The organism is Occallatibacter sp. (assembly GCF_036502485.1).
Lineage (GTDB): Bacteria > Acidobacteriota > Terriglobia > Terriglobales > Acidobacteriaceae > Telmatobacter.
Map to the genome: position 1 here is coordinate 1 of NZ_DASXYM010000175.1, position 11301 is coordinate 11301.

General features: G+C 63.1%; 8 protein-coding genes. 7 read left to right on the forward strand and 1 reads right to left on the reverse strand.

Translation table 11 applies throughout. From position 1 onward, the window contains the following. Positions 1-30: 30 nt before the first annotated feature. Positions 31-591: a hypothetical protein gene (locus VGL22_RS21305; RefSeq protein ID WP_465268983.1), complete on the reverse strand. Its 561-nt coding sequence runs from the start codon at positions 589-591 to the stop codon at positions 31-33. 825 nt (positions 592-1416) lie between these two features. On the opposite strand from VGL22_RS21305, the gene tldD reads away from it, so the two are divergent. From tldD to VGL22_RS21340, 7 genes are all read left to right on the forward strand, one after another. After that, positions 1417-2871, forward strand: a complete 1455-nt coding sequence (gene tldD, locus VGL22_RS21310; RefSeq protein ID WP_465268984.1) for a metalloprotease TldD — start codon at positions 1417-1419, stop codon at positions 2869-2871. Between the two features lie 105 nt (positions 2872-2976). Beyond that, a complete protein-coding gene (locus VGL22_RS21315) occupies positions 2977-4374 on the forward strand; it encodes a TldD/PmbA family protein (protein ID WP_465268985.1) in 1398 nt (465 codons plus the stop codon). Positions 4375-4499: 125 nt separating this feature from the next. Further along, positions 4500-4865 carry an acyl carrier protein gene (locus tag VGL22_RS21320; protein ID WP_465268986.1) on the forward strand — a complete coding sequence of 122 codons (366 nt, stop codon included), beginning with the start codon at positions 4500-4502 and terminating at the stop codon, positions 4863-4865. Positions 4866-5204: 339 nt separating this feature from the next. Further along, positions 5205-6572 carry an excinuclease ABC subunit C gene (locus VGL22_RS21325; RefSeq protein WP_465268987.1) on the forward strand — a complete coding sequence of 456 codons (1368 nt, stop codon included), beginning with the start codon at positions 5205-5207 and terminating at the stop codon, positions 6570-6572. A 17-nt stretch (positions 6573-6589) separates the two neighbouring features. Continuing rightward, entirely contained in the window at positions 6590-7168 is a 579-nt protein-coding gene (locus VGL22_RS21330) for a hypothetical protein (protein ID WP_465268988.1), read from the forward strand. Positions 7169-7333: 165 nt separating this feature from the next. Then, positions 7334-8461, forward strand: coding sequence for an ABC transporter permease (locus VGL22_RS21335; protein WP_465268989.1), 1128 nt, complete (start codon positions 7334-7336; stop codon positions 8459-8461). Between the two features lie 123 nt (positions 8462-8584). After that, positions 8585-11301 (forward strand): glycoside hydrolase family 127 protein (locus VGL22_RS21340; protein WP_465268990.1); only part of this gene is annotated, 2717 nt, incomplete at its 3' end.

Below are 11301 nucleotides of genomic sequence, written 5' to 3' on the forward strand. Positions count from 1 at the left end.
GATCGGCAGGGATGCACTTCGTTGAGGATGTCATCTCAGTGAGGCGATCGCGGTCAGCGGAATCTCCAGAGTGCCCACCTTGCTCGAAGAGCTGTCGTACACGCCGGTGCGCAGGTAGGCATCGCCGGGAGGCGCATCGACCTCGATGTGGAGGGGGATGCCGGCGCTCTGCTCATCAGCCCACTGCTCCGGCTTGATCAGCAGGTGGATCTCGCGAATTTCCCAGTTCAGCGGTTTGAAGTCCGAGCCGTAAACCATCAGCGCTACCTGAAGGGATTTGCGTCTCGCGCCGTCCGCGTCCGGAAGCAGCAACAGGGCATCGGCTTGCAAATGGAATTCGACTTCATAACGCGTCAGCTTCCCGGACAATTGCGTATTCTGCCCGGCGCGGGCAGCGCCAGACTCGGGCTGCGCAGAGGCGGGAACAACGTTCAGGCGATAGGGAATTCCGGCAGAGTTGGGCAATCCGTGGCCCATCAGCGGAATCAACGGAGTGCTGGCGGGCAAGGCGCCGGCCAGCTTGATGTCCTTCTGCGTCTGCTCAAAATAGCGCTTGCGATAGAAGATCTTGTAGTTGCCGGAGACCTTCACTTCGACGGTGCGCTCCCGGCCCTCTTCTTTGCGGTCACTGGGAACGTAGGCCAGGGTGTAGTAGCGCGAACCGTGATCGACGGCGTCCGCGATCTCTCCCCGGAACCTCCCTTCTCACGATAAGTCATCATCCAACCCAATATTAGCCATCGCGCCCTCGATGGGACCTCATCATGCGGGCGTAGCCAACACGATCCGACCAACTTCCCGGTCTTGCTGACACAATCACACGGAACGCAGCGTTTCGGCTGGTGTTTGTGGAGCGTGTTCGCGAGCATGAATGGGAAGTCCCAACTGAGTCTTGCCAGTTCAGTGAACCCTGTAGAGGCGTTGGTGTAGCGCCGAACCAATGGCGCTGAAAGGCTGCTTTCCGCGGAAGAAGGGGGGGTGAAAATTCTTTATGAATCAGCGGCCAGTAAGCTCAACCACCTCCCGGCGGGAGCATATAGAGACATTGTGCGAGGTGGTATTGAGATGGGGCTGGAGCGGCTTGCAACTTATCGGAAACAAACAGCGTGCTGCGCTCATTGAGCGCAGCTGAACCACCTTTTCAGAGCAGCGGTCAGCCGATGGGCAAGTCTCGGGTGGGTTTTTTGGCGTGAACCGCAGGTTTGGACGGAAGGTGTCACAGCCAGAACGACGGACTTCACAGCGGGTCCTTCCTCTTCGTTGTACTCAGGGTCAGGATGACAAGTCGGTGCGTGGTGGGAAGGAATGTTTGAGGCGATCCGCTCCGCTTCGCTGCTCTTCTGTCGGATGACGGTGCGGCATTTGCGACCGGGGACGGGGAATCGCGTCAAACGAGTGAGGCGTAAACTGATAGGGATGACAACCCCTGCGGCTACCCCTGTCCCCCAGCACAAACGCTACTTCTTCGAGAAATTTGGAATTACGGAACGGCTGCTGGAGCGCTGTTTGGGCGAGGCGCTCTCGGCGGGCGGCGACTATGCGGATTTGTACTTTGAGTCGGTTACGGCGGTGTCGCTGGGCGTGGATGAGCAGATTGTGAAGTCGGCCAGTACGGGGACGAGCGCGGGCTGCGGCATCCGCGTGATCAGCGGGGAGCGGACGGGGTATGCGTACACCGATAACCTCAATGCCGACCGGCTGCTGCATGCGGCGAAGACGGCGGCGCTGATTGCGTCGGGGCCGGCGAAGGCGCCGGTGCAGGGGTTTACGGAGGCGGAGGTGCCGGATCTCTATCCGGTGCCGCTGGGCGGGTTTGATCTGGACCTGGCAGCGCGGCTGGAGCTGATTCTGCGGGTGGATCGGGCGGCGCGGGCTTTTGACACGCGCATTGTGCAGGTGCGGGCGAGCTACTCCGAGGAACTGCGGCGGGTGCTGATTGCGGGCTCAGACGGGTCGTTTGCGAGCGACACGCAGCCGCTGTGCCGGCTGAATGCGTTTGTGATCGCCAAGGACGGCGACAACACCACCAAGGGGCAGGCAGGCGCGGGCGGACGGCAGGGGCTGGGGCAGTTTGCGGGGTCGAAGAGCCCGGAGAACCTGGCCCGGGAGGCGGCGCGCGGGGCGATTCTGCAGCTTGGGGCGATACCGGCTCCGGCGGGCGAAATGGAAGTAGTGCTGGGGCCGGGGTGGCCGGGGATCCTGCTGCATGAGGCCGTGGGCCATGGGCTGGAGGCCGATTTCAATCGCAAGGGGACGTCGGCGTTCAGCGGGCTGATTGGACGCCCGGTGGCAAGCTCCAAGGTGACGGTGGTGGATAACGGCACGATGGAAGGCCGTCGCGGGTCGTTGAATGTGGACGATGAAGGCTCGCCGACGCAGGAGACGGTGCTGATTGAGAACGGGATTTTGAAGGGCTACCTCACGGACAAGCTGTCAGCGCGGTTGATGGGCACGGCGAATACGGGCTCGGGGCGGCGCGAGAGCTACCACTGCGTGCCCATGCCGCGCATGACGAACACGTACATGCTGGCGGGCGAGGACGATCCCGAGGACATTATTCGCAGCGTCAAGCGGGGGCTGTATGCGCCGAATTTCGGGGGCGGGCAGGTGGATATCACCAACGGCAAGTTCGTGTTTTCGGCGAGCGAGGCGTACCTGATCGAAGACGGGAAGATTACGGCACCGGTGCGGGATGCGACGCTGATCGGCAACGGGCCGGAGGCGCTGAAGCATGTGTCGATGGTGGGCTATGATCTGAAGCTCGATGAGGGAATCGGGACCTGCGGCAAGGATGGGCAGAGCGTGCCGGTGGGCGTGGGGATGCCGACGATCAAGCTGGATCGGATGACGGTGGGCGGGACGGGAAGGTAAGAAGAAGGCCCTCAGCTATCAGCCATCCGCCATCCGCCATCAACTCCACCCCACACGCGGGAGCACCGCGAACAGAAATAGAACTACTCCTGATAGGGTCGAATTATGTCTGAAGTCCTTGCCCACTCGCCATCCACGGAAGTCGATCTGGAATCTCTCGCCACGGATGTGGTGTCGCTGGCCATGAAGGCGGGGGCGTCCGATGCGGAGGCCGTGGTGCGCGAGGGGGAAGAGTTCTCCGTGACGGTACGGCTGGGCGAGGTGGAGAAGCTTGTCGAGTCGGGCTCGCGGGCGCTGGGGCTGCGGGTGTTCCGGGGCAAGCGGTCTGCTTCTGCTACTACAAGCGATCTGACGGCGGACGGGATCCGCCAGCTTGTGGAAGGCGCGCTGGCGCTGGCGCACATCACGGAAGAGGACGAGTTTGCGGGGCTGCCGGATGCTGCCGAATTCGGGCGTTATCCGGGCGATCTGCATCTCTACTTTGACGACGTGAATTCGCTGCCGGGGGAAGAGCGCATTGAGATGGCGCGTCGCGCGGAGGCGGCGGCGCTGGCCTACGATCCGCGTATCGGCAGCGCCCGCGGGGCGAGCTTCGAGACCTCGACGGGGCGCAAGGTGCTGGCCAATTCGCGCGGCTTTGTGGGGGCGAACCGGGCCAGCTATGTGGGTTTCGGCGTGGTGCCGCTGGCCAAGGACGAGAACGGCAGCATGCAGCGCGATTACTGGGATTCGAGCGCGCGGCGGCTGGGGGATCTCGACTCGCCGGAGTCTGTGGGGGAGGAGGCGGCGCGGCGGACTCTGCGGCGGCTGGGCGCCAGGCGCATGCCTACGCAGCAGATTCCGATAGTGTTTGCGCCGGAGACGGCGCGGTCGTTTGTGGGGCTGGTGTTCGATGCGGCGTCAGGCGATGCCATCTGGCGGCACGCGTCGTTTCTGGCGGGCAAGCTGGGGGAGCAGATTCTGTCGCCGGGGCTGAATATCATTGACGACAGCACCATGATTCTGCCCAACGGCACGGGCGGGTATGGGACTTCGCCCTTCGATGGCGAGGGGTTGCCGTCGCAGCGCAACGTGGTGGTGGAGGATGGCGTGCTGAAGAACTACATGCTGAACACCTACGCGGCGCGCAAGCTGGGGATGAAGTCCACGCATAACGGGGCGCGCGGGCTGGCGGGGACGCCGGGGATCTCGGCGGGGAATTTGTATCTGGAGCCGGGCACGCAGACCCCGGAGGAGATCATCAAGGCGATTCCGCGGGGGCTGTATGTGACGAGCCTGATCGGGTTCGGCGTGAATGTTGTTACGGGAGACTACTCGCGGGGCGCGGCGGGGCTGTGGATTGAGAACGGCGAGCTGACGCACGCGGTGGAAGAGGTGACGATCGCCGGGAAGCTCGCGGACATGCTGCGGAATATCAGGGCGGTGGGGAACGATGTGCGGTGGCGCGGATCGGTGGTGTCCCCGACGATGCGGATTGACGGGATGACGCTGGCGGGGGCGTGAGGGCATAAGGGCGGTTGCGTGGGCGTGGGGTGCAGCGGAAGCATTGTCGGCGACGTTGGGAAGCGCCAGCCGGACAGAGCATTCGTCTCTTCCGTTGACCAGTAAGACAGGAGATAATCCAACGCATGGGTTTGGACGCAGTTGAGATTATCCTGCGAGCCGAAGAACTGTTCGCTATCGACATCCCTGACAGGGACGCCTCGACAGTGAAGACGGTCGGTGATTTCTACAATCTGATCTGTGGAAAGTCAGGCGTACCGCCTTTGGAGTCACCTGAAACATCGGAGAAGCTTCCCACCATCACGGAGCGTGAGAGAATCTTCCTCTTCCTCGCTCGTCTCAAACCTCTTCCCGCGCCGAATTCTGTGCTGCCTTGGTCTCCGCAGAGCGTTTGGGACTGTACGGTGGCGATCTTCGTTGACCAGATGGGCCTCAAGCCAGAAGAGATAATTCACGGCGCACAAATTGCCGCGGATCTTGGCGTCGACTGACGGTTCTGAGCCATCATTAGCATTCTTCAATATTGTCGGCATGGCGGAAAGAACGCGGAAATACAACAGCGGGTCCTTCACTTTGTTCAGGATGACAAATCGTGGTGGTGGTTCTGGTCGTCCGCAGCGGGTCCCTCACCTTGTTCTGGATGGGGAAATGCTGATAATGGTTCTGGCCGGTCTCTCTTGAATACCCTCACGCGGGCTGGGCTATGCTCGGTGTAGTTCCTGTGGTTCCGCGGGGGTAGGCGCGGGATACAGCCGAGGGGTTCGCGTCTGTCTGCCGAGTTTCAGTCTGTTGCTTTCAATGCTGTCGAGGCGCGTGAGACGCTGCGCGCTTTGCCTGAGAAGTGTGCCGTGTTTGCGCTGTATGGGGAGGCTGCCAACGCTGAGCCTTACATCGGGCGCACGCCGAATCTGAGGGGGCGGCTGGAGCGGCTGCTGATTCCCTCGTCCAAACATCCGAAGAGGCTGCAACTGGCGGGGCGGGTGCGGCGCATTGAGTGGCGGCTGACGGGGTCGGATTTCGAGTCGCTTCTGCTCCAGTTCAATTTGCTCGAAGAGGTATACGGCACGAAGTGCCTGGAGAGGATGCACCTGGGGGCGCCGTCGTTTGTGCGTTTCCTGGGGGGCAATGCATACCCGCGGCTGACAGTGACCAATCGCCCAAGCCAGAAAGAGCGGGACTGGGCGTATGGGCCGTTTGCGTCGCGGGTGGCGGCGGAGCGATTTGCCGACGAGGCGCTGAAGCTGTTTCTGCTGCGGCGGTGCGTGGAGGAGCTGGAGCCCGATCCGGGGCATCCGGGGTGTGTCTACTCCGAGATGAAGATGTGCCTGGCGCCTTGCTACAAGGGCTGCAGCGACGAGCGCTATGCGGAGGAGGGGGCCGCCGTGGAGCGGTTTTTGGCGACGCGGGGCGAGAGCAAGCTGGTGCAGTTGCGCAGCGCGCGCGATGAGGCATCGGGCAATCTGGAGTTTGAGGCGGCCGCGACGTTGCATGCACAGGTGCAGAAGGCCGAGGCGGTACGGGCGCTGGCGCCGGAGCTGGTGCGGCCGCTGGGCCAGTTGCGGGCGGTGGTGCTGCAGGCACCTGCGGTGGGGCCATCCGCGCCTTCGGCGCCGGGAACCCCAATGGAGGCACTCGCGCCGGAGGTGGCCATCTTTCTCTATCAGGACGGCAGGCTTCGCGGGCCGGCGGTTTTCTCCACGCTGGGAATGCGGATTCAGAATGAGCAGTCGGGATCGAGCTCGCTGTATGCGCAGCCGATGGCGATGGAAGCGGTGGCGGAAGAGAGGGACCGGGGACCAGGGACCGGGGATCAGAGAGACAGGGATCAGAGAGACAGGGAACAGGGGGCAGGGCTCAGGGGTCAGGACGGCGGGGACAAAGGGGCAGAGGGGCAGAGGGAACTAGACGGCAGGGAGCAGGGGGCGGGGCGTAGTGCAGAGCGCAAGGCGGCGCGGACCATGCTGGAGGCGCGGATGGAGGCGGTACTCGCTGAACTGGGCGGGCAATCCGAGTTGCCTAATGCCTCGGTGCGGCAGGGGCATCTGGCGTTGCTGAAGCGCTGGTATTATCGGCCGGAGGTGAAGCGGCCGGGGGAGATCTTCTTTCCGGATGAGGAAGGCGGCTGGCCGGTGCGGGCACTGCTGCGCGGTGTGGGGCGGATCGCGGCAAAATCACTGACGGCCCCAGCCGCTTCGTAGCACAGGGGAGGGCGGGCATGACACGGGTCAATCTGCGCGCGGAGTTGGCTGTTGGCAGAGGCCCGATGGATTGCGGCCGCGTGTGCCAGACGGTGGAGTGGATTGCCGACGGGCCGCGGCGGCTTCCCGGTTTGATTGAACTGTTGTGGGACGACGAGGCGGGCGTGGCCAGTCGCGCGGCCGATGTGCTGGAGCGGGTCACACGGGAGTTGTCGCCGGGCATGCGCCGGGCGCTCGAGGGATACAAGGATGAGCTCATGGGCCTGCTGACCGATGCCACTCTTCCCAAGGTGCGATGGAACCTGGCGCTCACCCTGCCGCGCATGACCCTGACGGTGCCGGAGTGCCGGCGGATCGCCGCGGTGCTCGCGGGCTGGCTGGAGGATCCGTCGTCGATTGTGAAGACGGCGGCGCTGCATGGCAGGGCGCAGTTGGTGCGGCAGGATCCGGAGTCGCTGGCGGAGGTGGTGGATGTGCTGCGGGTGGCGGGGCGGTCTGGCACGCCGGCCATGCGGGTGCGGAGTCGTCATCTGCTGGCCGAGCTTGAGAATCCGCGGAAGAAGAAGAGCGCGGTGTTGGTGCATATGTTCGTTTGAGAGCTGAGGGAGGGTGTGCCGCCGCCCACCCTAGCAGAGCTAGGATGGGGCCCCGCGTTCAGAGTCAGGCCGAGCTTCGGACGTCGGAGTTCGACCGGAGGGTGCCTGCCTGCCCCTGATACCCTGAAAGGTGCGCTAGCGGCGCCGTGGAGTTTGCCTCAGAGCATGAACAAGCTCATTTTCGCCAATCTGCTGCATCGCCCATTGCGCTCTATCATCAGCGTGCTTGCCGTGGCGATTGAGGTCATCATGATCCTCTCCATTGTGGGCATCTTCATGGGCATGCTGAACGATCAGAAGACGCGCGCCAACGGCATTGGCGCGGACCTGGTGATGCGGCCTTCGAACGCCAGCGTATTCAACGGCGTGAGCGGGGCACCGATGTCGGCGGCGTTGGCGGGGCCGATTCGGAAACTGCCCCACGTGGCTCTGGTCTCGCCGGTGATCACCAAGCTCTCCACCGACGGCAGCATCGAGACCATCTTCGGGATCGAGTACGACAGCTTCAATGCGCTCAGGCCCTTTACGTTTGTGGCGGGCCAACCTTTCAGCGGGCCCAATGACGTGATTGTGGACGACGTTTTTGCGGGGGCAACGAGCAAGAATCCCGCCACCGGCAAGCCGTACCAGGTGGGCGACAGCATCGAGATTCTCAATACCTCCTTTCGCATCTGCGGCATTGTTGAACACGGCCGCGGGGCCCGCAAACTCATCCCCGTGGACACGATGGCGACTCTCATGGGCGTGCCGCAGGGAAAGGCCTCGATCTTCTACATCAAGGTGGACAACCCGGCCAACGATCAGGATGTGATCAAGGAGATTCAGGCGGTTCCCGGGCTGCAGAGCTACCCCGTACAGACCATGCAGGAGATGCTGAGCGCGCTGACGCCGGAGAAGCTTCCCGGATTCAATCTTGCGCTGAAGGTGGTCACGGGCATCGCTGTGATTGTCGGGTTCCTGGTGATCTTTCAGTCCATGTACACGGCGGTGCTGGAGCGGACGCGGGAGATCGGCATTCTGAAATCGATGGGCGCGTCGAAGCTCACCATTGTGACGGTTGTGCTGCGGGAGACCGCAGTGCTGGCTGTGGGTGGCGTCCTTGTTGGAATAGCCGCGACCTACGGGGTGCGCACGCTGCTGCTGCACATTTTCCCCACGCAGCACTTTGAGATCACCTCGGAATGGCTGGTGCGGGGGGCGCTGATCGCGTTTGCAGGGGCGCTGCTGGGGGCGATGTATCCGGCGTGGATGGCGTCGCGCAAGGACCCGATTGACGCTCTGGCGTACGAATAGGGGTCTGGCCCCGGCGGCGGAAGCGCGATAGCATCGATAGGCACGCTTTATCCAGCCGCATGAGAGGTCGGAATTGCGCTCGTCGGCTGCGGAGCGGGTTCAGCGTAGAAGCGGGAGAATTCCATGGACAGGGTGAGCAGGGAGTTGGAGTTGGAGAAGGCTGCGGGCGGCACAGAAAGCGTTTACCAAACGGAACCGAGCCGCCGGGAGTTTCTGGCGGGACTGACCGGGGCGGCAGTTTTGACTGCGGTGGGCGGCGCGAAGCATGCGGAGGCGCAGAGTTCCGGGGGACCGGTGAACATTGCGCGGGTGGCTACGCCCAGCAGCTTTGCCATTGCCAGCGAGAACAAGATTTCCGCTCTGAACGATGGGTTTGTGCCGGCTGACTCGTTCGATCGGTCGCATGGCCTCTACGCCTTGCACAACCTGTGGGACAACGAAGGCAGGATTCCCTGGGCGCAGTACGAGTGGAGTGTGCCGGTCTCGATCGACAAGGTCGAAGTGTACTGGGCTGTGGACAAGCCGCGGCCGGCGGGTGCTCCCGGTTCCGAGTGGCCGCGACTGCATGTGCCGGAGAGCTACCGCATTCTTTACTGGAACGGCAGCGATTTTGTGGCGGTGCAGCAGGCGCAGGGGCTTGGCGTAGCGCCGGATGGGTTTAACGCGACGACGTTTGAGGCGGTTAAGACGACAAAGGTGCGGCTGGAAGTGACGCCGCAGAAGGGCCAGCCCTCGGGCGTGCTGGAGTGGCGGGTGTTCAATGCCGGGCCGGCGCCGGCGCTGCCGCCGGTGATTGATGCAGGTGTGGATCGCTCGGTGATGCTGGGGGCGAAGACGTACCTGGCGGGCACGGTGACGTGGCTTGAGGATACGCCGAAGAACTCGGCGCGGTGGATGAAGGCTTCAGGTCCTGGCAGAGTGAACTTTGAGAACGCGGCGGCCCCGGTGACGAAGGCGAAGTTTTCCGAGGCGGGCGATTATGTCCTGACCCTGTCGGCTTCGGGCACGGAGGACCGGTCGCACTCCATTGCTGTGCATGTGGAGCAGGAGCCGCCGAAGGATCGGCTGGACGTGGTCTACACGCGCAGCTATTCGATCGACAGCCCTTTCTGGAATGAGCGCGCGAAGACACTGATCGTCGACTGGATTCCGCATTGCGTTGCGATGTGCGAGCGCACCGACATCGCGGCGATGCGCGGCGATGGCGGAATCGACAACTTTATTGAGGCGGGCAAGGCGAACCGCGGCGAGCCGCACGGCAAGCACAAGGGTTATGTTTTCTCAAACGCGTGGGTGCACCAGACGGTGGAGTCGATGTGCATCGCGCTGATGGTGGACGCGAATGGCGATGCTGACATGGTGGCCGCGCAACGCATGATGCGCGACACGCTGGAGCGGTGGATTCCCATGATCCTGGCGGCGCAGATGCCGGATGGGTATCTGCAGACGGCGTATATCCTGGCTGATCGCAAGGAGTGGCCGGAGCGCTGGTCGCCCGACCATCGCGGCAATCATGAGGGCTACGTGTCGGGCTATTTCATCGAGTCGGCGATCAACCATTACACGCTGACCGACGGCAAAGACGTGCGTCTCTACAACGCGGCCAAGAAACTGGCCGACTGCTGGGTGGCGAACATCGGGCCGGGCAAAAAGGCGTGGTTTGACGGGCACCAGGAGATGGAGCAGGCGCTGGTGCGGTTTGGGCGCTTCGTCAACGATCAGGAAGGCAATCATCGCGGCGACGCGTATATCGCGCTGGCCAAGTTCCTGCTGGACTCGCGGCGCGGCGGCTCCGAGTATGACCAAAGCCATCTGCCGCCGGGGCAGCAGTATGAGGCGGTGGGGCACGCGGTGCGGGCCACGTACTTCTATTCCGGCATGGCGGATATCGCGGCGGAGACGCACGATCCTGACTACCAGAGCGCAGTGATCTCGCTGTGGGACAACATGGTCAACAAGAAGTACTACCTGACGGGCGGGATCGGGAGCGGCGAAACGTCAGAGGGGTTCGGGCCCAACTACTCGCTGCGCAACGAGGCGTATTGCGAGACGTGCTCAAGCTGCGGGCTGGTGTTCTTCCAGTACAAGCTGAACCTGGCGTACCACGACGCGAAGTACGCGGACCTGTATGAGCAGACCATGTACAACGCGCTGCTGGGCGGCGTGGCTCTCGATGGCAAGAGCTACTGCTATACCAATCCGCTGGTAAACACGGAGCGCGCGGAGTGGCACCAGTGCCCGTGCTGCGTGGGGAATTTCTCGCGGACGCTGCTGATGGTTCCCACGTGGACCTATGTGAAGGACGCGAGCGGGTTTTACGTGAACATGTTTGTGGGCAGCAGGATTCATGTGGGCGATGTGGCGGGCACTGGCGTTGAGGTGGTCCAGAAGACGGACTACCCGTGGAAGGGCACGGTTGCGATTACTGTCAATCCGGAGCAGGCGAAGATGTTCAGCGTGTACGTGCGGATTCCCAATCGCACCACCAGCAAGCTGTACAAGGACTCGCCGGCCATCAGCGGCCTGAAGCGCTTTGCGGTGAACGGCAGGGAAGTGAAGCCCGAGATCCGCAAAGGCTATGCGGTGGTCACGCGGGAGTGGAAGGCCGGCGATCGCATTGAACTGGAACTGCCGATGGAGCCGCAGCGGGTCATGGCCGATCCGCGGATCAAGGCGGATGTGAACACGGTTGCGCTTAAGTACGGGCCGCTGGTTTACAACGTGGAAGCCATTGACAACCACGACATCGAGCGCAAGGTTGGCGATGCGCCGCTGCGCGCAGAGTGGCGGCCGGATCTGCTGGGCGGCGTGGTGGTGGTCAAGGGCAAGTGGGCGGATGG